The sequence below is a fragment of the Sphaerisporangium sp. NPDC051017 genome (assembly GCF_040683095.1).
Taxonomy (GTDB): Bacteria; Actinomycetota; Actinomycetes; order Streptosporangiales; family Streptosporangiaceae; genus Sphaerisporangium.
Map to the genome: position 1 here is coordinate 1 of NZ_JBFBCI010000098.1, position 20420 is coordinate 20420.

17 protein-coding genes are annotated in these 20420 nt (G+C 69.0%); 8 read left to right on the forward strand and 9 right to left on the reverse strand.

What is annotated here, in order from left to right; all coding sequences use genetic code 11:
- The first annotated feature begins 277 nt into the window (after positions 1-277).
- Positions 278-1471 carry an acyltransferase gene (locus tag AB0M95_RS38915; RefSeq protein WP_363776130.1) on the forward strand — a complete coding sequence of 398 codons (1194 nt, stop codon included), beginning with the start codon at positions 278-280 and terminating at the stop codon, positions 1469-1471.
- A 141-nt stretch (positions 1472-1612) separates the two neighbouring features.
- Here the strand turns inward: AB0M95_RS38915 and AB0M95_RS38920 are convergent, their stop codons facing one another.
- The gene (locus tag AB0M95_RS38920; RefSeq protein WP_114032791.1) at positions 1613-1843 is read right to left on the reverse strand and encodes a DUF397 domain-containing protein; all 231 of its coding nucleotides are present in this window, start codon (positions 1841-1843) and stop codon (positions 1613-1615) included.
- A gap of 286 nt (positions 1844-2129) precedes the next feature.
- Positions 2130-2837: a polysaccharide deacetylase family protein gene (locus AB0M95_RS38925; RefSeq protein WP_363776133.1), complete on the reverse strand. Its 708-nt coding sequence runs from the start codon at positions 2835-2837 to the stop codon at positions 2130-2132.
- A 335-nt stretch (positions 2838-3172) separates the two neighbouring features.
- Between AB0M95_RS38925 and AB0M95_RS38930 the strand changes: the two genes are divergently transcribed.
- A complete protein-coding gene (locus tag AB0M95_RS38930; RefSeq protein ID WP_363776136.1) occupies positions 3173-4477 on the forward strand; it encodes a CDP-alcohol phosphatidyltransferase family protein in 1305 nt (434 codons plus the stop codon).
- Positions 4478-4481: 4 nt separating this feature from the next.
- The gene (locus tag AB0M95_RS38935; protein ID WP_363776139.1) at positions 4482-5528 is read left to right on the forward strand and encodes a sulfotransferase; all 1047 of its coding nucleotides are present in this window, start codon (positions 4482-4484) and stop codon (positions 5526-5528) included.
- A gap of 23 nt (positions 5529-5551) precedes the next feature.
- On the opposite strand, the gene AB0M95_RS38940 is transcribed toward AB0M95_RS38935, so the two are convergent.
- The 3 genes from AB0M95_RS38940 to AB0M95_RS38950 all read right to left on the reverse strand — a co-directional run bounded on the left by AB0M95_RS38940 (position 5552) and on the right by AB0M95_RS38950 (position 10676).
- Positions 5552-6658 (reverse strand): glycosyltransferase, encoded by a 1107-nt coding sequence (locus tag AB0M95_RS38940; RefSeq protein WP_358524335.1) that lies wholly within the window; start codon positions 6656-6658, stop codon positions 5552-5554.
- Positions 6655-9339 carry a CDP-glycerol glycerophosphotransferase family protein gene (locus AB0M95_RS38945; RefSeq protein ID WP_363776142.1) on the reverse strand — a complete coding sequence of 895 codons (2685 nt, stop codon included), beginning with the start codon at positions 9337-9339 and terminating at the stop codon, positions 6655-6657. The genes AB0M95_RS38940 and AB0M95_RS38945 overlap by 4 nt, the downstream gene beginning before the upstream one ends.
- 272 nt (positions 9340-9611) lie before the next feature.
- Positions 9612-10676, reverse strand: a complete 1065-nt coding sequence (locus AB0M95_RS38950; RefSeq protein ID WP_363776145.1) for an SRPBCC domain-containing protein — start codon at positions 10674-10676, stop codon at positions 9612-9614.
- Positions 10677-11651: 975 nt separating this feature from the next.
- Here AB0M95_RS38950 and AB0M95_RS38955 point away from each other — a divergent pair.
- From AB0M95_RS38955 to AB0M95_RS38965, 3 genes are all read left to right on the forward strand, one after another.
- Positions 11652-13595, forward strand: a complete 1944-nt coding sequence (locus tag AB0M95_RS38955) for a hypothetical protein (RefSeq protein ID WP_363776148.1) — start codon at positions 11652-11654, stop codon at positions 13593-13595.
- Between the two features lie 134 nt (positions 13596-13729).
- Complete coding sequence (locus AB0M95_RS38960; protein ID WP_363776151.1) at positions 13730-14203, forward strand: hypothetical protein; 474 nt, start codon at positions 13730-13732, stop codon at positions 14201-14203.
- Between the two features lie 7 nt (positions 14204-14210).
- Entirely contained in the window at positions 14211-14513 is a 303-nt protein-coding gene (locus AB0M95_RS38965) for a hypothetical protein (protein WP_363776154.1), read from the forward strand.
- Between the two features lie 123 nt (positions 14514-14636).
- Here AB0M95_RS38965 and AB0M95_RS38970 read toward each other — a convergent pair whose 3' ends face one another.
- Together AB0M95_RS38970 and AB0M95_RS38975 are read right to left on the reverse strand one after the other, a co-directional pair.
- A complete protein-coding gene (locus tag AB0M95_RS38970) occupies positions 14637-14834 on the reverse strand; it encodes a hypothetical protein (protein WP_363776157.1) in 198 nt (65 codons plus the stop codon).
- A gap of 194 nt (positions 14835-15028) precedes the next feature.
- Positions 15029-15730 carry a hypothetical protein gene (locus AB0M95_RS38975; RefSeq protein WP_363776159.1) on the reverse strand — a complete coding sequence of 234 codons (702 nt, stop codon included), beginning with the start codon at positions 15728-15730 and terminating at the stop codon, positions 15029-15031.
- Between the two features lie 379 nt (positions 15731-16109).
- Between AB0M95_RS38975 and AB0M95_RS38980 the strand changes: the two genes are divergently transcribed.
- The gene (locus AB0M95_RS38980) at positions 16110-17705 is read left to right on the forward strand and encodes a hypothetical protein (RefSeq protein ID WP_363776162.1); all 1596 of its coding nucleotides are present in this window, start codon (positions 16110-16112) and stop codon (positions 17703-17705) included.
- 283 nt (positions 17706-17988) lie between these two features.
- Here AB0M95_RS38980 and AB0M95_RS38985 read toward each other — a convergent pair whose 3' ends face one another.
- Both AB0M95_RS38985 and AB0M95_RS38990 read right to left on the reverse strand, forming a co-directional pair.
- Positions 17989-18168 (reverse strand): hypothetical protein, encoded by a 180-nt coding sequence (locus AB0M95_RS38985; protein ID WP_363776164.1) that lies wholly within the window; start codon positions 18166-18168, stop codon positions 17989-17991.
- 89 nt (positions 18169-18257) lie between these two features.
- Entirely contained in the window at positions 18258-18677 is a 420-nt protein-coding gene (locus AB0M95_RS38990) for a hypothetical protein (RefSeq protein WP_363776166.1), read from the reverse strand.
- A 212-nt stretch (positions 18678-18889) separates the two neighbouring features.
- Between AB0M95_RS38990 and AB0M95_RS38995 the strand changes: the two genes are divergently transcribed.
- Complete coding sequence (locus tag AB0M95_RS38995) at positions 18890-20320, forward strand: hypothetical protein (protein ID WP_363776169.1); 1431 nt, start codon at positions 18890-18892, stop codon at positions 20318-20320.
- Positions 20321-20420: the final 100 nt, after the last annotated feature.

The following is a 20420-nucleotide window of genomic DNA, read 5'->3' on the forward strand; positions in this document are numbered from 1 at the left end:
ACCCTTTCCCTTTTTGCAACGGTTTTGTTCTTACCCACACCCTGGGTATCGGCTTTTTCTATATTTACCGAAAAAACAAACCCCCCCCGGGGGGGGGGGGGGGGCCCCCCCCCCCCCCCCCCACGCCGGATGCATGTGCGCCGCCAGACCATGATGACGCGATGTCCTTCGTGCAGCGGGTTGCGGTCGGAAGAGGCCTGGAACGGCTTATCGGATGCCTCCACGCAAAGTCCGATAGTCCTGGCTGCCCATGTCCTGGGTCGGTAGATTTGGCCAAATGCTTACGGCAGGGCACCTGGTACGCGTATCCACCGCCGCGCGGCCGAGGCTGGCGTGGCTGGACGCCGTGCGCGGCCTCGGGGCCACGGCCGTGATGCTGGAGCACATGCTCTACCGCTTCCTGCCCGGGCTGCGGCCGTACTGGTTCAACCTCGGCATCTACGGCGTGCTGGTGTTCTTCCTGGTCAGCGGGTACGTCATCCCGGCCTCGCTGGAGCATCGGGGGGACGTGCGGGCGTTCTGGGTGGGCAGGCTGTTCCGGCTCTACCCGCTGTACCTCGTGGTCATCGCCGCCGTCATGGCGGCGGCGCCGGTCGTCCCGCTGCGCGGCGACCTCACGCCGGACCTCGCCGCCCTCGCCGGGCACGCGACCATGCTCGTGGACGTGCTGGGGTCGCCCGGCGTCGTCGAGACGATGTGGACGCTGTCGTACGAGATGGTGTTCTACCTGGTCGTGGCCGCGCTGTTCGCCACCGGGACCCATCGGCGCAGCGGCCTGTGGGCCGTGGCGTTCGCGGCGGCGGCGCTGGTCGTGGCCCTGGCGCTGGCCGTGCCCGCCCTGACGCCGGGCCCGGCCTCCCTGGTCACGCTGGCGGTGTTCGCGGCCGGGTTCGGGTGCGTGGCCGCCGGGCCGGGATGGGTGCGCACGGCGGGCACGCTCGCGCTCGGGGCGCTCGCCGTCACGCTGGTGCTGCTCGGCGGGCGCACGCCGTGGCTCGGCCCGGCGATCCTGGCGGTGATGTTCATCGGGACCGCGCTGTACCGCTGGGACACCGAGCGGATCTCCGGGCTGCGCGCGGTCGCGGCGGCGGTCGTCCTGCTGGCGATCGTGCCGTTCTTCGCGGTCCCGAGCACATGGTGGGCCGCGCCGCGCGTCTGGATCACCACGGTCGTGCTGGCCGGGGCGACGTTCGCGCTCGGGATCGCCGTGCGCGACCGCGTGGTGCCGCGCCCGCTGGTGTGGCTGGGCGTGATCAGCTACTCGGTCTACCTCGTGCATGTCCCGCTGCTGAAGCTGTTCCTGACGATCACCGGCGATCCCGCCCGGATGCCCGTGCTCACGCAGGCCGCGCTCGCCGCCGCGTTCATCGCCGTGGTGCTCGGCGTCAGCGCGCTGACGTACCGGTACGTCGAGCGGCCCATGCAGCGCGTGGGGCGCGGCCTGGCGATGTCCCTGCCCGCGGAGCGGTAGCCGCTGTGCCTATGGCCGCGCCTCCGGCACGGCGGGTTCGAGGCGCACTTTAGGCGGCGTTCTTCCGTCGTCACTCGGAAGGGGCTCGTTCCTCACCCCTTCCTCCCTCCTCCTCCAGAACACCGCCGCGCCCCGAACAGGTCAGTCGTCGAACTCGCCGTCGCGGACGCCGAGGACGAAGGCGTTCCACTCGGCGGCCGTGTAGCGCAGCACCGTGCCGGCGGGGTCGGACGGGTTGCGCATGGCGACCGCGCCACCGGGGAGGTAGGCGATCTCGATGCGGTCCTCCGAGGCGCTGCCTGGGGCGCTCAGCCAGGTGACGTCAGAGATGTCCATGGCGTAGAGCTCGGCCTTCTCGCGTACGTCGCTCATCCCTCGACCAGGTCTCCCTCTGTGGCGGCCGGTAACGGCCATGACGAAACCGCGGATGGTCACCGCCGGCGAGATCGGCCGGTGTCTCCCGGACGTCCGGCCCGCCGGCGCGTTCACCCCACCTTAAGACCGCCGCGGGGCGGCCGCGCAAGCGATTCAGCCGATAGTCCCGCCATACTCCGTGACCCGCGGAGATCGCTGCACCTGTGGCCGCGCCTCGAACCGTGCCTATTGCCGCGCATCCGGCACGGCGGGTTCGAGCGCACTTAGGCGGCCTCGAACAGGGTCAGTTCCAGCCGCCCACGGGGAAGATCTCACCCGGGAGGAGCGTCCTGCCGCGCAGCAGCTTCTGGACCGGCACGACGTGGTAGCCGCGCTTCTCCAGGCCGGAGAGGATCTGCGGCAGGGCCTTCACCGTGTGGGGCTGGATGTCGTGCATCAGGACGACCCGGTCGCGCTTGGCCGTGCCGAGCACCTTCGCCGTCAGGGCCTTGGTGTCGCGCAGCTCCCAGTCGTGCGAGCTGCGGTTCCACAGGATCTGCGCCAGGCCCAGCTCGGCCGCGATGGCGCCCACGCGCGCGTCGGTGTCGCCGTACGGGGGGCGCATGAGGTCCGGGCGCTTGCCGGTGACGGCCTCGATGGCGTCCTGCGTGCGGCTGAGCTCGTCGCGGATCTCGTCGTCGTACAGCGTGGTCAGGTGGGGGTGGTCCCAGGTGTGGTCGCCGATCTGGTGGCCCTCGCGCGCCATCCTGCGGACCGTCCCCGCGTACTTCCGGACGTGCTCGCCGACCAGGAAGAACGTGACCTTCGTGTGGTGGGCGCGCAGGATGTCCAGCACCTTGCCGGTGTAGGGCCCGGGGCCGTCGTCGAAGGTCAGCGCGATGCACTTCACGCGCGCGCAGTCGAGCGGGCGGCGAATGGAGTCGGCCGCCGCGGGCGTAGTCGCCGTCAGCGCCAGGGCGGCCGCGACCACGACCGGGATCCATCGCCGCATGTGACCTTCTCCTCCGTGTGGGACTCCGTGGGAGACACCGGGTTGAACGGCGGGTCGAACACAGTGGTGATCACCGGGGCGAACACCGGGTGCGGCGCCGCCGCCGACGCCGCGTAACCCTATCCCGGTTTCCCATTGGAACGTAAAAATCACACAAAATCGGTATTAATCGTTCACTGGACCCGGGTCCGGCGCCCCGTCCCGGAAGCCTTCCTGTGGCGGGAGGTCAAGCCGCGGAGGCCAGTCGCCCGCGGCGGTCAAGAAAGCGCCTAGAGATCACATGGTAGTTACAGACGGTGAGTTTTCGGTGGCTTCACGTCGCCATGCTGGCAGCCATGAGGTCCTATTCGCTGAATGACGTCCTCGCGACGCGCAAACGCAGAGACTCATGGTGGACGGTGTTCATGGTCGACCCGGTCGCGTGCCGGGTGGCACTGTTCGTAGCGAATCGCACCGAGATCACGCCGAACACGCTGACGCGTTTCTCGCTGATCCTCGGCATGGCCTCGGCGGCCTGTTTCGCGTGGAATCGCCTGGTTCTCGGCGCGCTGTTCTTCTACGTCAGCTTCATGATCGATTGTGTCGACGGCAAGATCGCCCGGCTGAAGGGCACCGGCACGCCGTTCGGACTCTGGCTGGACTACGTGGGCGACCGGATCCGCGTCGTCTGCTGCGCCGCCGGCCTCGCCTACGGCCAGTACGCCGCGACCGGACGGCTCGCGTACGTGCTGCTCGGCGCGGGGATCGCGATCCTCGACCTGTTCCGCTACGTCAACGCCCCCCAGATGAAGCGCGTGCGCCAGACCGCCAAGGCCCGGCGGCGCGCCGCGCGCAGGGAGGAACTGGACGCGGTACGCGACGCGATGGCCGTCGAGTCGCTCGACAGGGGAGCCTACGACTACCCGCCCCCACCCGCCCACGAGCACCCGTTCCCGCCGCCCGCGCCCCTCGACCACGACCACCGTGCCGGAGAGCCCGCCGTCCGCCCCGGCGACGAGCCCGCGCCGCACGAGCCCGCGCCGCACGAGCCCGCAGGGCCCACACCGGCCATTCCCCGGCAGGCGTCCCGGTACCCGGACTCGCTCGGGTCCACCCAGCCCATTCCCCGCGACCCGTTCCCGCGCGTCCCGCCGCCGCCCGGCCTCCTCCCGCACGACCGCCCCGCGCCCGGCCGCGTCGCGCCGTCCGAGCCGTACGACCAGGAGCGCGACCACGGCGGCGTTCCCGGCGGCGCTTCCGGCACCGGCGGCGTTCCCGCCGACGCTTCCGGCCGCGCCGACGACCTCGACCACGGCCGCCCGTACGACCAGGCGCCGCCGCAGCCGCCCGGGGAGGGCGACAGCCCGGCGGGCGCGCGGCAGCGGATCGGCCACTTCCTGGCCCGGCACCGCGTGCGCTCGCACCTGATGAGCGGCATCGAGTTCCACGCGGCCGTGTTCGTCGTCGCGCCGGTGATCGGCCCCGGCGCGCTGCTGCCCGTCACAGCCCTCGCGGGCGGCCTGCTCGTCGCCAACGAGATCTTCCTTGTCTACCGCATGTGGCTCTCCACCCGGGCGCTCGCGGCGCGGGCCCGGCCCGGCGCGTCCGAGGGGGACGAACAGCCGCACGTGCGGACCGATCCTTTCTTCACGGGGGTGTAGAGCGATGCGTCCAGACCGGCCCGTCTTCATCATCGGCTGCCCGCGCTCCGGCACGACGATGCTGCAGCTCATGCTGCACGCGCACGAGCGGATCGCGGTGCCGCCGGAGACCCGCTACCTGCTCCCGGCGTACTACCACCGCCGGTGGTACGGGGACATGCGCGAGCCCGCGAACCGGCGCGCGCTCGCCGAGTGGATCGCCAGGGACAAGACCACCAAGTTCCGCGAGCTCGGCATCGACGCCGACGCCTACGTCGAGCGGGCCACCGCGGGCCCCGGGTCGCTCGGGTCGGTGGTCGGCGAGACGTTCCGCTCGTACGCCGGGCGCTTCGGCAAGCCGCGCTGGGGCGACAAACGGCCGGGCTACTCCAAGCACGTGGGCGTGCTGCTCCGGTTGTTCCCCGACGCGCAGTTCATCCACCTGATCAGGGACGGCCGCGACTGCGTGGCCTCGCTCAAGGAAATGCCCTGGTTCACGCTGGACGTCTACCACGCCGTCGCCATCTGGGCCGAGGCCGTCGACTACGGGCGGCGGCACGCCGAGCGGCTGCCCGCCGACAGCTACCACGAACTGCGCTACGAGGACCTGACCGCCGACCCGGAGGCGGAGCTGGCCAAGATCTGCACCTTCCTCGGCGAGGACTACGACCCGGCGATGTGCGAGCCGCGGCGCGTGGCGGTGACGGCGGTGCCCGCCCGCAAGGTCTGGCACAGCAACACCCACCGCGAGGTCAGCCAGGCCAGCGTGGGAAGCTGGGCCGGCCGGCTCGAACCGTGGGAGGCGGCGCTCTGCGAGGAGGCCCTCGGCGACCGCCTGCGCGCCAACGGGTACGAGCTGTCCGGCGCCTCCGGCGTGTCCGCCCGGCAGTTGCTGGCCTACCGCAGGACGGCGACCCGGCGGGCGCTGTCACGGGCCCGCACGTTCGGCCGCGACCGGATCAACCGCATGCGCGAGCCCGGCCCGCTGGCCGCGATGCTGACCTCCGGGCAGCTCTCGCTGGCGAGCATCCCGCGCCCGCGTACGACCTCAGGGCAGCTCATCGGACGCTGAACCGCGGCCCGGTCTCGGTGAGATCAGCGGCTGATGCGGGCGAAGACGTCCTCCCAGCGGTCCAGCACCCGCTCCAGCCGGAACGCCTCGGCGTGGGCCCGGGCCGCCGCGCCGAGCCGCCGCCTCCGGGCGTGGTCTGCCATCAGGCCGTTCAGCGCGCCGGTGAGCGCGTCGACGTCCGCGGGCGGCACGAGCACGCCGGTCGCGCCGTCCCGCACCAGCGCGCGCACCCCTCCGGAGACGTCGAAGGCGACCGCGGGCATGCCGTACGAGGCCGCCTCGCCCACCACCAGCGGGAACCCCTCGTGCTCGCTGGACAGCCCGAGGATCGCCCCGTTGAGGTACTCCTGGCCGATCCGCGAGGCCGGGACCCGGCCGCGGAACACCACGCGGTCGGCCACCCCGAGGGACGCGGCGTGCGAGCGCAGGCGCGCGAGCTCGGGGCCGTCGCCGATCAGGTGCAGCTCCCACTGCGTGCGCGTGCGGGACGCGCGGGCGAACGCCGTGATCAGCCGGTCGTAGCGCTTCACCCCCGCCAGACGGCCGATGCCGAGCACCCGCGGCACGTCCAGGAAGGACGTCGCCTCCGGCCACGCCCCCAGCGGGTTCGGGACGTGGTCGGTGTTCGGCAGCAGCGCCTGCTCGGCGAACCGCGCCGCGTCCTCGGGGCTGAGGAACAGCGACCGCGCCAGGCCGCCGTAGGCGCGGCAGACCGAGGCGAAGTGCCAGGTGCCGCGCGCGTGTTCGAACGAGCCGTGGTACTGGCCGATGGCCCGCAGCCGGGGCGGCAGCGCGCCCGCCAGCCACGACACCACCGTGGGCGAGGTCAGCACGGCGTAGCCGGGCGGCAGCGAGGACAGCAGGCGGGAGACGCGCGCCCGCGCAGCCCCGCGCCTGCCCTCACCCACCGGCCTGCGCTGCGCCACGTGGTGCTCGTACAGGGGCCGTTCGACGTAGCGGAACGGGTCGGCCGCCTCGTGCAGGCCGATCACGTGCACGTCGTGGCCGCGCAGCGCGAGCCCCTGGGCGACGGTGTGCGTGACCCGCTGGACGCCGCCGAGCGTGTCGGCGTCCATGCAGGCGAAGACCACGGTCCTGCCGCCACGGCGTGCCGTCCCCGCGGCCCTCATGCGCGGGGTCCGGGCCCGTGGAAGAAGGCGTCCACGACGCGGGGAGCGGCCTTGCCGGTCTCCTCCGCGCAGAACAGCGTGACGAAGTCGGCGTACCGGGCGGCGTACTCGGCCGTGACGGCGGGCAGGTCGCGCAGCGCGGCGACCAGCTCCCCGGTGGAGGACAGCACCGGGCCGGGCCCGATCTCCCGCAGATCGTAGTTCAGCCCGCGCTCCACCCGCGCGTACTCGTCGTAGTCGTCGGCGTACAGCAGAATCGGCCGCCCGGTGCAGGCGTAGTCGCAGATGATCGACGAGTAGTCGCTGAGCAGCGCGTCCGAGGCGAGGATCAGATCGTTCACCTCGGGGTACGACCCGGCCTCGCGGACGACGTGGCGCACCCGCTCGGGCACCTCGAACCGCTCGACCGGATGGGTGCGCAGCACCACCACCCACTCGTCCGCCAGCGCGTCGCCCAGCGCGTCCAGGTCCACCCGCACCGACGCGCCGCCCGACTTCGCCCGGTCGCGGTACGTCGGCGCGTACAGCAGGATCTTGCGGTCGGACGGGATCTCCAGCGCCTCGCGCACGCGCGGCTCGGCCGAGGGGTCGCCGTTGACCAGCACGTCGCAGCGCGGCGAGCCGAAGCGCAGCACGGTGCCGGTGTACCCGTTGGACGGCGGGAAGACCCGCTCGAACTCCGCGCCCGGCGACACCAGCGCGTCCCAGCGCGCCACGGCCGCCCGCCAGCGCTCGCGCGGGCCCGGGAAGTCGCCGCGCAGGTCGGGGGCGTCGAACCCGACCGTCTTCAGCGTCTGGCCGTGCCAGGTCTGCAGGTAGCGGGTGCCCTTGGGCTTGGGGAAGGCGAGCGGCAGGCCGTGGCTGTCCACCCAGTAGCCCGCGCGGGCCAGGAGCCAGATGTACCGCCAGCTCATCCGCCGCACCAGCGGCAGGCCCGCCGGGAAGCCCGCCGCGTCCCCGCGCGTCGACCAGCGCACCTCCAGCGGCAGCCCCCTGCGGACGATCTCCTCGTAGATGTACCGGGGGTTCCCGGTGTACCCGGCGCCGATGTCGGACTCGAACAACGCCAGGTCGCGGCGGCGCGGGAGCACGCGGATCAGCCGCCGGTACGCCCACAGCTTCACGTCCGCCCGGCCCGCCAGGTCGCGCAGCACGCGCAGCCGCGACGCCCGGCGCAGCGCCGGGTCCGGCCGCCAGGAGACGCGCAGGACCGCGCCGTCGCCCGCCGGGCCGGCCGTGACCTCGTGCCTGCCCACCGTCAGCACCAGCGGCGGCATGGCGGGGTCGACCAGCAGCCGGTCCGCGGTACGGTGCCCGTCCTCGCGCGTGAAGCCGATACGCGGGTCACGCCGTCCATGGAAGCCCAGCCTGCCGAGCCTGGCCTTCGCCAGGTCGAACTCCACCTGGATGAGGTAGCTGCCGTCCGCCTGCCGGCGCGGCTCCAGCGGCACCGTCAGGCCCTTGACCGTCAGATCGGCCGCGCACTTCCAGCGGCGCAGCACCGCGAACGGGTCGTAGCTGCGGACCGTCATCGACACGACCGTCCCCGCCGCGGACATCTCGGTCACCTCGTGGCGGATCCGCGACGCCTGGAACGGCAGCTCCGCCAGGCGCAGCGCGGTGATGTCCATGGCCGGGTCCGCGCGCGTCCCCCAGTACGTCCGGCCGTCCACGCGCAGCGCGTGCCGCGGCGGCGCCTTCGGCCCGGTCAGCGAGCGCGCCGCGACCACCAGGTCCTCGGGGTGGCCGGTGCGGATGAGATGGGCGCACACCCGGATCATCGGGTCGGCGCGGCCGAGCACCCCGGGCTCCAGGTCGTCCAGGTACGGGCGCGTCACGGACGCGAACTCCTTGACCCACACCGCCGGGTGTCCGGGGAGCTTGTTCAGGTAGACGCGCAGGTCCTGCTGCAGGAAACGGTGCTGGCGGTCGGCGACCAGGTCCGAGCAGCCGTTGTCGCGCAGGATCGCGTCGCCGACCTGCGCCGCCCGCACCCGGTCGCGGACGTTGCCCATGTCCCGCAGCGACGACGAGATCGACGTCGACCCGGCCGCGCGGCGCCAGACGTACACCACCCACGGCACGACCGCGAACCTGCGGGCCGCGCAGTACAGGGCCGCGGTGAACACGTGATCCTCGTAGTGGAGGTTCTCGGCGAAGCGCAGGCCGTGCTCGCGCAGGAACTCCGTCCGGTACAGCTTGTTGGTCGCGAAGCCGTCCAGGAACAGGCGCGGCTCGGCGCGGATCCCCTCCACCACCCGCCGGGGCGCGTACAGGGACGGATAGTAGCGCTGGGTACGGCCCGTCTCCTCGAACAGCCGCGAGATCTGCCCGGACGCGAAGTCCGCGCCCGTGCGCTCCACCTCCTCCAGCAGGCTCTTGCACGCGTGCGGGGCCAGCTCGTCGTCGCTGTCCAGGAACATGACGTGCGGGGCGCGGGCGGCGTCCAGCCCGGTGTTGCGCGGCGCGCCGCAGCCGCCGCTGTTGGACTCCCTGCGGATGTAGCGCACGCGCGGGTCGTCGTGGCGGGCGATCACGCGGGGCGTGGCGTCGGTGCTCGCGTCGTCCACGACGATGACTTCAAGGTTGCGCAGGGACTGGTTCAGCACCGAGGCGAGGGCGCGCGGCAGTCTGGCCGAATCGTTGAACGTGATGAGCACGACGCTGACATCCGGCTGCATGCTGGTTCCCCCCAGTCGGCACCGACGCTGCCCCGGGGTATTCCCGGCCAGCCCCGCGTACCGCCCCTCCCGAAGGAGTGCTGACCAGCCCTTTCCCGACTTTTACCGCCCACCGCCGTCGCGCGGGGCGGCGTGCCTGCCGCTCACCGTCGCGCGTGGGGTGTGCCTGCTGCCCACCGCCGCGCGTGGGGGGTGGCTGTCGCTTAGCGTCGCGTGTGCCTGTCGCCTAGCGTCGGGTGTGCCTGTCGCTCACCGTCGCGTGTGCCTGCCGCTCAGCGGCGGGTGAGCAGTCGCCGTACCAGCCAGCCGAGCAGCACCACACCCGCCAGGGCCGCCACCAGCGGGGCCGCGCGCTTGAGCAGGGGCACGCCGGCGATCCGCAGCAGGTCCAGGGCCTCCTCGTCGGGTGTCCGCGAGGTACGGGTGGTGCCCGCCGGGTGCGCCTCCCGCCCGGCCGCCCTCTCGGCGTAGGAGTCGGGCACGGCGGTGAGATGCCGCTGCGCCGTCGCCTCTCCGTTCGATCCGGACCCAGGCTCCGTCCCCTCCGTCCCCTCCGTCCCCTCCGTCCCCTCCGGCTCCCCGGCCTCGGCGGGCGCCCCGAAGGGAGAGACGACCTCGGCCACGGGCTCCGGGGCCGGGACGCTCGCGGCCGGCGACGGCTCGGGCGTGTTGAACGGCGTGGTGGCGGGCTCCACGAGGGCGCCGGGCTCGACCTCGCCAGCCGGCTCCGGCGCGGGAGGCGCTTCGGCCGTCCCCGGGACCGTCCCGCCGGGCAGGGTTTCGCCGGGTACGGCTTCGTCGGGTAGGGCTGCTTCGGGTACGGCTGTCTCCGGTACGGCTGCCTCGGGAACGGCTTCGTCGGGGACGACTGTGAGGGTCCGCTCGGGGGTCTCGCGCAGCAGCGCGGCGAGGTTCTCGGCGAACCTGTCGATCAGCTTCGCCCCGACCTCGGCCATCACTCCCCGCCCGAACTGCGCGGGACGTCCCGTGACGTTGAACGACGTCTCGACTGTGACCCGCGTCGAGGCGCCCTCACCGGCGAGCGTCGCGTCGACCACCGCGCCGGCGGTGCCGGTGCCGCGCATCTCCTTGCCCGACGCCCTGAGGCGCAGCGTGTGCGCGTCCTTGTCCACCGACTCGAACAACGCCTTGCCCCGGTAGGTGACGGTGATCGGCCCGACCTTGACCTTCATCCGGCCGGTGAACACGTCGTCGTCCACGCTGTCGAGCGCCGCCCCCGGCAGGCAGGGAGCCACCCTGTGGACATCGAGAAGCACCGACCACGCCTGCTCGACCGGCACGGGAACCGTGAACTCGTGCTCGAACCGCATCGTCATGGCGCCGCTCCTGTTCCAGGTGACTTCCAGCCAGATCACGGCTGAACGGCCCTTATCGCCCTCACGCCATTATCACCGCGCGAGAACCTCTCCCTTCCTCCTACCTTGCTACCCCTCCCGCCGACGTCACGCGTCCGCGGGGCACCCCCACGGACGGTCCCCGGCGGTGGTCAGCGGCCGACGAAGGCGAAGCCCGCCCAGCGACGGGGACACAGCGAAGGTTCGTGCTGTTCCAGAGGCAGGGGGGCACGGTGGAAGGTCGCGGTGTCCCAGACGCGCAGGGCCGCCCCGCGGGCGGCGGACGCTGAGCAGGCGGCGGGGAAGTGTTCGCACTCGTCCTCGGGGGTGCGGCGTTCTTGACAGCGCGGTCGTCTTTGGGAGCCCGGTCGCTCTTTGGGGAGAAGGCCATCCGCTGATGATCTTCTTTGTCGTCCTCGTCGAAGTGGTCGGCGGCTTCCGCAGAGGGGCTGGGCGCGGTGCCTCGTTCAGCTCGGGACGTGTAGTAGGTGGTGCTTTGGTCGGATCCGCCGGATCCGACCAACCTGCTCGTCCTCTCAACGCGGCCATTTCCGGTCATGCGCCTGTGCCGTATTCGGGAATAGCCGCAGTGTTCGGCGGGCATATCCATATTCACTGAGATCTTTACTTGTCACGAGAACGCAATTAATCTGCCCGTCGGAGTTGTCGCCGTCGCCGGCCGCGCTGGAGCCCCTCGACCTCATGACCCATCCATCCCCCACGCCGTCTCCAGCGCCCCACGACGCGCCCGCCACACGGCCGTCACCCACGGACCAGCCGATGCCTGCGGACCGGTTGCCGTCCGAGGGGCGTCCGTCGCCTGTGGACCGGCCTTCTCCCTCCCCCGAGCCCTCACCGATCGCTCCCCCCAGTGGCCCGCAGCCCACGACGGCTCCGACGCCCCAGACGAGCACCGGGCCGACCCCGCTCCCTCACCCCCCGGGCTCCTCCCCAGGAGTGGACGGCGGCTATTCCGGGATCGACCCCACCTCGATGGACGCCTTCGAACGCGGCCTCGGCCGCGCCGAGGACACCCTCGGCCGCAACGAGCCCCGCATCCGCCGCACTCTCCAGCAACTCGGCCTGGACACCTCCGGACTCAACGTCCTGCACGAGATGCGCGGCTGGATCGCCGCCACCCGCCCCGACCTACGCCGCCGCAGCGAAACGATCCGCGCCGTACGTGGGGAGTGGAACGCCGCCACCGTCGTCCCCGCCGGGCTGACCACCTTCGACGAGACCCTCTACGGCAAGGCCGCCCACGACCCCGACGTCTACGCCGCCGCCGTCAAGCTCGCCGAAGCCGTCAGGACCGGCAGGGTCGACACGAACATGCTGGCAGAACTGGAGAAACGCACCAAGGACCAAGGTTTCGCCACCACGCTGATGAATGCGATCGGCGGCGCGGCGTACACCAAGCTCATGACCTTCACGGTGAACCACGAGCACGACCCGAACATGAAGCGCCTCCAAGCAGCCCTAGGCAAGACCCTCGGCACCGCCAGCCCCAAACTGAGCACATCCTGGCGCGACGAACTCACCTCCGGACTCGGGATGAGCTGGGGAGAGGGCTATGCGATCGCGCTGGCACTCAAGCACGGCAAGTTCGACACCGCCTTCTTGCTCTCGGTCGCCAGGAAGATCGACGCTTGGGACCGCGAGATTTCGAAGCATCCTGTCGGCATCGAGCCAGGAGTCATGAGGACTCTCATGGAGGCACTCAGCCATGACCCGGCGGCAGCTCAGGACTTCTTCGCAGGTGACCCTACAGCGCTCAAGCACTTCCTGACCGAGCGAGGCATGGGCGACGGCGGCGCCGCACTGGGCAAGGCGCTGGAGGCCGCGACGCTCACCTACCGCGACCACGACGGCTCCCCGCAAAACCCGTCACGTGGCTTTCTGTCGGCGAAGCTGGCCTCGGAGTTCATCAAGTTGCAAATCGACAGTGTCATGGCGGAAAACCCGTTTCATTCATATGCGCCGGCTATTACGGTCGGTCGTATTCTCGCGGGCTACATTAACGATATAAACGGTGCTGCTCAATCTGGCACCACAATTCCAAGTGTGGTTTCTGGTGCGGACAATCCTTTGAGTGCCGGGCGCGATCCGTGGGGCATTACACAATTTGATCGGGTCTCCCTTAATGAGGTGATGAAGCAAGCATTCACAGATGAGAAGGCATTCGGTATTGTCTTGGCGGCCGAGACGGTTTGGGCTGGACGCCTTCTCGATCGTGCGGCTGCGCAGGCGGCCACAGGAAAGGGTGATGACGCGCTTTTCGTGAGCGTGAAGCAGGTTGCGGCCGGATTCGCTTTGCTCAGGGATGCGGCGGGACTGGCCGAGATCGAGCAAGGTAAGGATATGGATGAGGCAACAGCGCGAAACATGAAGATCCTTGCGGGCTTTGCGGATATGGGGCTCGCCCTGCCGCAGAAGGAGGCCGTGGCGCGACTCTCCGGTGTCATCGGCGCGTGGACAGGATTTCTTGAAGAAATGAACAAGGGGCACGCGGAGGACAGGGCGCGCGTGAAGGCCGACCAGTCACTTGATCTCACTCGGAGCTTCGTCCGCGATCTCGCCGCTCAAGCGATGCTCAAGCACGGCTTGTTCGGCGCAGCGGAACCATCGGCGCGAACTCACCCTTGGGCCACGCTGGAAGGCCTTAAAAAAGGCGATGACCCCCGTCACAACCCTAACAATTTCCTCAAGAAGGATGGTCGGACACTCATGACGAGGGATGAGATGATCGACAAGAACGCCTCGAACACCACCGACATGTATCGGCGGATGGAGGCCTATGAGCGGTGGCTGTACCAAGGGCCTTCGGGAAGACTGTGGCGAGAGCTCGAGAATCAGTTGGATGTGAGCTTCACCGGCGGATTGAGACGTCACGGGTCATGAATTGTCGGTTGTTCGCCGTAACGGTGACCGTACTCTGTGCCCTTACCGCCTCGACGGCGTGTCAGAGCAATGATGGCGGAGTTGATCACACGCCTGTCCCCACGGTAGCGGCCCCTCCATACGCATGCGAATATGTGCCAATCAAGGCAGTAGAACTGGTCACCGGTGTACACGATCCGATCGTCCGCGGGTTCTTCGATCTGAATATTGCGAGCGGAATAGGTGCAGGCACCTGCACGATATATCAGTCGACAGGCGAGAAGTCCAAGGTGCTGCTTGTTGACCTCACTCCGGGCGGATACCAGGAATTGGTGGGAGGGCAGATATCGGCCGGCGCCTCTCCGTTGCCGGAGATCGTTCCAGGAGCCATCGGCTATTACTTCAGGCCCCCCGACGGCAAGTACAACCGCGCGAACGCGCTGCTTGTGCGGGGCAAGGCCATGCTCAGTGTCCAATTGGATGTAGGCGTCGCGGGGCGGGATAACGCGGCTGATGTGGTGGCGCTTATGAAGTTGATCGCGCCGAAGCTGATCACGGATGCGAGTGCGCCGTCGCCTGGGCCGTCCGGGGAGGGGGCTTCTCCTTCGCCGGTGAAGACGGAGGGGTGAGCGGGGGATGTCGGAGTTGGTGCCCAACCCGCTGTGTGCGGCCTTGGAGGAGGCGTTGCGGGTCGTGGAGACGATGATTCGCGAGGTTGATGACGACATCGAGCGTCCCTTTCAGGCGTTTCACTCGGGCGGGGTCTGGACGGGGCCGACCGCCGTCCGCTTCGACGCGCAGCTCGCTCACTACCGCACCCGCGTCCGCGGCTCCGGAGACAAGATCCTCTCTGACCTACGCCTGGCCCTGGCCCGCACCCCCCGCGAAGTGACCGAACACGAAGCCAGATCAATAGCACGGAGGTACGGCCTGTCCTGACGAGACCGGCCAGAAATCGGCGTCCGGCGTCGATCTGAGGATCCGAGCACGCCGTTCTGTAGCGAGGAACCCGGTGTGCCTCGGTGGACACCGTAATGACCAGCTTCCTGGCCGGAACTCCGTTCATGAGTCCGCCGGGCGGTGACGAGTGTCGGTGGCGTGCCCTTGGAGGAACGGTGCGAGCGCCCGGCGTAGTTCGTGAGGGCCGGAGCAGACGAGAAGCCTGTTGCGCCCCTGGATCGCGTACCAGCAGTGCCTGATCACCAGGAAGCCGAGCCGGGGGAAGTCGCCGCGTAACCTGGCCAGTTCCGACCGCACCACCTCCTCGTAGCGGTAGCTCCTGGGCGCTGGCCCGCGTGAGTGGTCCGTTCGCCGGACGTCCCCGCCTTGGTCCGGCGGACCGGACGTCTCCGCTCCGGCCGGGGGTAGGACTTCACGGCCCTGACAGGCGGAGGGCAGGACGCGGCTGCCCTGACCAGCCGGGGCACTGGCACGTGGGGATGCCTCATAGGTGGTCATGATGGTCGCCGCCTCGGTGTGGTGTCGGCGAAGAGCGCCCACACGAGGTGGCCGGTGACCGGGTTGCCCTGGCAGCCCACGCGCAGGGCCAGTCGCGTGACGGCGTCGAGCCCACGGCCGTGCTCGCGGAGCACCTCCTCCAAGAAGTCTTCGTCCAGGAGGTCTTCCGTACGCCGGTCGAGCGGCTCGGCACGCTCCGCGCGCCGACCGAGTGGCGGGACGAAGTCGTTCCCGCGCTGGCCCAACGGCTCGACCGGCCCTTCTTTCGCTGAACCGCTCGGCCGGACGCCCTGCCGTACGTCCGTGACGTCGCCCGGTGGCCCGCCCGCCCGCGTAGGCGGTGCCGTGGCCAGGCGCTTGAGGTCGGGCACACCGCCGCCGCCCAGGTCGTACACGCCGACGCGCACGCTCCGGGGGCGGCGGGTCACCTCGACGACGAAGTAGCCGCCGGGCCTCCCCGAGCGGCTGTGGAACAGCGAATTGTTGACGAGTTCGGCGGCGGTGAACTCGGCGTCGTCCACCCAGCGGGTGCCGGCCAGCAGGCACCGTACGAAGGCGCGCGCCTTGGGGGCTTCCTCCGCGAGCCCGGCGAACGCGCGGCGCCACACCATCTTCCCGGTGGGGACGATGCCACCGCGCGGAGCCACCTCCCCCTGAACACGGGGACCGACCGTGATGTCGACGGTGGGATCTGCCATGGCGGCCACCTCCTTGCCGGTGATCGCGGGACCACCCCGCGCCGAGGAGTACTGTCGCCCGGCCCGTGGCCTTGGCCCACCCCCCGCGACCCCTTCGGGCGGCACGCGGATCATCAGCCGTCGGACGTGGTCGCCTTGGCTTTGAGCGAGAGCCAAGGACCCCTGGGGCACTGGTTCTATGACCCCAAAGCCCGCTCGGGGGCCTCTGTACGACCTACCGCGCTTCTTCGCGAAAGGGCGACCACCGTACGCGTGTGTCGGCGGAGCACGGCTCAGGAGGCAGGCGAATCAGTAGTCAAGAGAGCACTCTCCGTTAGTAAAGTGGTGCAAGTCACACGGCGAACCGGCGTCCGTGTGCGGTTCTCGCCGAGGGGGAGATATGACTGAGGGGCATCGCGTCCTGCTCGCCTGCCGGAGGCGTAGTGAGGCTCTGCGGGGGAAGGGGTTCACGTTCGAGCAGATCGCCGATGTGCTCGCGCTGGATCTTGATGACAGTCCGTTGTTGTTGCATCGATATGCCCATGGGCTGACCGCTGCTCAGGTCGTGGCGGCGTTCAATGATCTGGATCCGGCGGGTTCGGCGTCGATGCGCACGGCGCGGCTGTATGACCTGGAGAGCTGGCCGCAGGGCAGGCGTCGCCCTTCTCCGCGCGTGCTGGATCTGCTGGCCCGCATCTACCAGACAACAGCGCGTCGTCTGGTGACCGACGAGACCTACGGCACCTATGGCGGCGAGGACCGTGAACTGATCGACGCGGCCGATTACCGTCACCTCGACCCCTTTCAGCGCGTCCGCCTCACGGCTGCCGCGCCGGAAATTTCCCATGCCAGCATGGAATCGACCGCCGGAGCATGGCCGGTGCGTACCTCGGTCGCGACTTCCGGGGTACGGCCCGAGGCCTGTGCCGCCTTGTTCCGCGCCCTCACCTCCGAGGAGGCCAACGTGAAGCGACGCGAACTGCTCTTCGAACTGGCCGTCATACTCGGGGGCGTCCCGGCGCTGCGCTTGCTACGCCACCTCACTCCGGATGAGGAGATGCGGCTAGCACAAGCCATCCAGGGGACCAGTCAAGTGGATGCGCAGACCGTCGCTGCCATCGAGAAGCTGATCGCCCAGTGCTGGCAACTCGATGAATCACTAGGCCCACGGAGGCTGCTTCCCATCGCGGACGCTCAGCGTGACCTGGTGGGCCATTTCCTCCAGCGCGAATCACTCACTCCCGCACTACAAGGCCGTCTGCTACGGGCCTACTGGGCGGTGTCACACCTGGGCGGCTGGCTTCACTACGACGTGCTCGACTTCGAGGGGGCCGTGACCCGATACGAAGATGGCCTGAAAGCCGCTCGCCAGTTGGAGGATGCGACCCTCCTCGCGCACATGCATGGTCTTCTGGCCGACATCGCCTGTTTCCAAGGGCAGCGTTCTATGGCGCTCGATCACATATTCGCCGCTCAGGGATGGCTCAAGAGCAGCATCAGCCCGCTTCAGCATGCAGCGTCAGCTCTGGTGCGCGCCCGGGTGCTCGCGGATGTAGAGAAGGGTGATGCCAGCTTGCAAGCCCTTGATCGTGCACACGGCATCGCCGGCAAGCCTCGGAACGAGGCTGATCCCGCACACCTGTACTGGTGCACCCCCTCCTTGATTCAACGCCATTCGCTCTACTGCCTGGCCAAGCTCAAGCGAACGTCCGAGGCTTTGAAAGCGCTCCAGCCGGCACTCGCCGTGCTTGATGGAAGCTTGCTCCGGGAGCGTGGCTTCGTGCTTGTGGAGTATGCGAGCGTTCTGACCCAGAAGCGTGAGGTCGCGGAGGCTGCGCGCCAGCTGGGCGACGTGGCGACGATCGCCACTCAGCACAGCTCGGCCCGCCTTGTGAGGGCCCTCCATACAGGCCGGCGAGACCTCCAGCCCTGGGCCACCAACAGCTACGTCCGCGACCTGGACGAGAAGCTTCGCGCCCTCGGAGTCCCGGCGTAACACCTCCATGGCTTGGACAGGCATCGGCACCGGTGCCGATGGCCGGACAGGCTTCACCAAGTCTCCCGTGCGATCTCCCGGTCGGCCGCTTCAGACAACGGGCCCCATTGTGAGCGTTCAGTGAATTGTCCAGGAGACTCCGTAGCTCACGGCGGGTCTGGGCCTGGTCAGCACGGCCTGCAGGCCGGCGAGGCTATTGGCGGCGGCGGGGACGGCGGGAAAGCGCCGGGCCTGGTAAGCCGACACCACGATCAGGATCGCTCGCGACCCCGCCCAGCCCGTATCAGGCCTTATTAACATCGCCGCTGGCATCGGCGTTGCCGTCGGTGGCGGCGGCGTGATGGTCGAGGATCTGCCGAAGTGGCGGCAGCGCATCGCCGGTCCGCTCGGCCTCCACCGTCACGGTGCCGGCCGGGGTGGTTACGGTGATGCTCACATCGGAATGCCGGTTGGTCAGCCACACGCTCAGCGCCCGGCCAGCGCCAGCCCGACGCTTTGGCCGAGGCGCCCAAGAGCTATCTGGAGCGCCCCGGGTTGGTTGGAGGCGCTTCTTCATGAGCCGCCTACCGGCCGTTTGATCACGACGGGCTCTTTGTCCTCCTTGTTGAGGACGGGCCGTCCTGCCAGCGGCGTGTGCAGTTTTAGGTCCACGTTGAATGAATATGAGACCTGCTTGCTGTTCTCTCGGTCCCAGGGAAAGATGGATGCACAGTTGTCGCGCATCTGGATCCCTATGATGACTTGAGAGCTCGACTCGATCACCTCTTTGTCCACCACCTGATAACAGTCGGTACCGTCAGCCTCGGGAGGGGCTCCGACTTCTAATTCTGCAGTGAGCGTCAATCCATCGGACGATACTGTCGCGGCGTTGACTCGGTCCCAGTAGGGCTGACTGCCACATGCTGTCAGCGCCAGCACCTGACATATGACGATGAAGGCGGGGCCGGATCTTCTTATCAAGGGGACGGACACGGATGCTCTCTCTGCTAGTTGGCCTTGCGTTTTGTGATGTCGCCACCAAATGCCTTGATGACGTCATGAATATCAGTAAAGAAGTCGACGCAGGGAAAACCCAACTGCCTGTAGTTGGGTTTTCGTTGTTCCCGCCGCTGTTGATGCCCTTCCCGGTGACGTACCCGTCCGATCTCACGGTGTAGACCGGTCCCCCAGAATCCCCGCTTGCTGTGCAGGCGTTCAACGAGTTGGACCCGGCGGGCTCGGCGTCGATGCGGACGGCGCGGCTGTACGACCTGGAGGGCTGGCCGCAGGGCAGGCGTCGTCCTTCTCCGCGCGTGCTGGATCTGCTGGCGCGCATCTACCAGACAACAGCGCGTCGTCTGGTGACCGACGAGACCTACAGCACCTATGGCAGCGAGGACCGTGAACTGATCGACGCGGTCGACCATCGTCACCTCGACCCCTTTCAGCGCGTCCGCCTCACCGCTGCCGCGCCGGAAATTTCCCATGCCAGCATGGAATCGACCGCTGGAGCATGGCCGACGCGGACCTCGGTCGCGACACACGGGGTACCGCCCGCACACTGCGCCGCCTTGTTCCGCGCCCTCACCGCCCAGGAGGCCGACGTGAAGCGACGCGAATTGCTTTTCGAACTGGCAGTGATCCTCGGTGGAGTCCCTGCCCTGCGTTTGCTGCGCCACCTCACCCCTGATGAGGAGGTACGGCTGGCGCAGGTCGTCCAGGGGACTAAGAGCGTGGATGCCCCGACTGTGACGGCCGTGGAAAAGTTGATCGCCCAGTGCTGGCAACTCGATGAGGTGCACGGGCCTGGGCAACTCTTCCCCGTGGTTGACGCCCAGCGCGATCTGGTGGTTCGCCTCCTCCACCAGCACACGCTCATGCCTGTCCTCCGTGATCGGCTCATCGCCGCCTACTGGGCGCTGAGCCACCTGGGTGGCTGGCTGCGATATGACGTTCTCGACTACACAGGGGCCGTCCAGTGGTACCAGCAAGGGCTGGAAGCAGCTCATGAACTGAGAAACCCGACGTTCTTGGCCCACATGCATGACTGCCTGGCGAACACCCGTGGCTATCAGGGAAAGCCGACCGTGGTTCTCGATCACGCGTATGCCGCCCAAGCGTGGGCGAAACAAAGCTCAAGCCGACTCCAGCAGGCCGCCTCCGCCCTGGCTCTCTCGCGCGCACTGGCTGACGCGGGAAGGGGAGAAGATGGCCTTCGAGCTCTTGACCGTGCCTTCAACGCGGCGGGACACCCTCAGACGGAGGCCGATCCTCCACACCTCTACTGGTGTACGCCCGTTCTGGTGCAACGCAACATCGGGTACTGCCTGGTCTCTCTCAAGCGATCAGATGAGGCGATCAGCACGTCTGAGCAGACGCTCAAGGCCGTTGGAAAGCCGTTCACCAGAACTCGTGCCTTCGCGACACTTGAACTTGCGACGGCTCTCGTGCAGAAACGGGACATAGCGACGGCGGCCCAACGGTTGGGGGACGTGGCTGAGATGGCCGGCCGACACAGCTCAGCGCGACTTGTCCACAGCGTCTGTGCCGTCAGACGGCAACTCCAGCCCTGGTCGAGCAACACCTACGTGCGCGACCTGGACGAGAAGCTCCGCGTGCTCGGAGTCTCTGCATAACATCTCGGCGGTCTCAAGCGGTGGAAGCAAGTTCGGAGAGCATCTCGACGAACACTTCGGCTGGCGTTCTGTACCCAAGTATACGCCGCGGACGCGTATT

Excerpts from the sequence above, each read along its gene's own strand:
- AB0M95_RS38915 (WP_363776130.1), top strand. The coding sequence starts at position 278 with ATGCTTACGGCAGGGCACCTGGTACGCGTATCCACCGCCGCGCGGCCG.
- AB0M95_RS38920 (WP_114032791.1), bottom strand. The coding sequence starts at position 1,843 with ATGAGCGACGTACGCGAGAAGGCCGAGCTCTACGCCATGGACATCTCT.
- AB0M95_RS38925 (WP_363776133.1), bottom strand. The coding sequence starts at position 2,837 with ATGCGGCGATGGATCCCGGTCGTGGTCGCGGCCGCCCTGGCGCTGACG.
- AB0M95_RS38930 (WP_363776136.1), top strand. The coding sequence starts at position 3,173 with ATGAGGTCCTATTCGCTGAATGACGTCCTCGCGACGCGCAAACGCAGA.
- AB0M95_RS38935 (WP_363776139.1), top strand. The coding sequence starts at position 4,482 with ATGCGTCCAGACCGGCCCGTCTTCATCATCGGCTGCCCGCGCTCCGGC.
- AB0M95_RS38940 (WP_358524335.1), bottom strand. The coding sequence starts at position 6,658 with ATGAGGGCCGCGGGGACGGCACGCCGTGGCGGCAGGACCGTGGTCTTC.
- AB0M95_RS38945 (WP_363776142.1), bottom strand. The coding sequence starts at position 9,339 with ATGCAGCCGGATGTCAGCGTCGTGCTCATCACGTTCAACGATTCGGCC.
- AB0M95_RS38950 (WP_363776145.1), bottom strand. The coding sequence starts at position 10,676 with ATGACGATGCGGTTCGAGCACGAGTTCACGGTTCCCGTGCCGGTCGAG.
- AB0M95_RS38965 (WP_363776154.1), top strand. The coding sequence starts at position 14,211 with ATGTCGGAGTTGGTGCCCAACCCGCTGTGTGCGGCCTTGGAGGAGGCG.
- AB0M95_RS38975 (WP_363776159.1), bottom strand. The coding sequence starts at position 15,730 with ATGGCAGATCCCACCGTCGACATCACGGTCGGTCCCCGTGTTCAGGGG.
- AB0M95_RS38980 (WP_363776162.1), top strand. The coding sequence starts at position 16,110 with ATGACTGAGGGGCATCGCGTCCTGCTCGCCTGCCGGAGGCGTAGTGAG.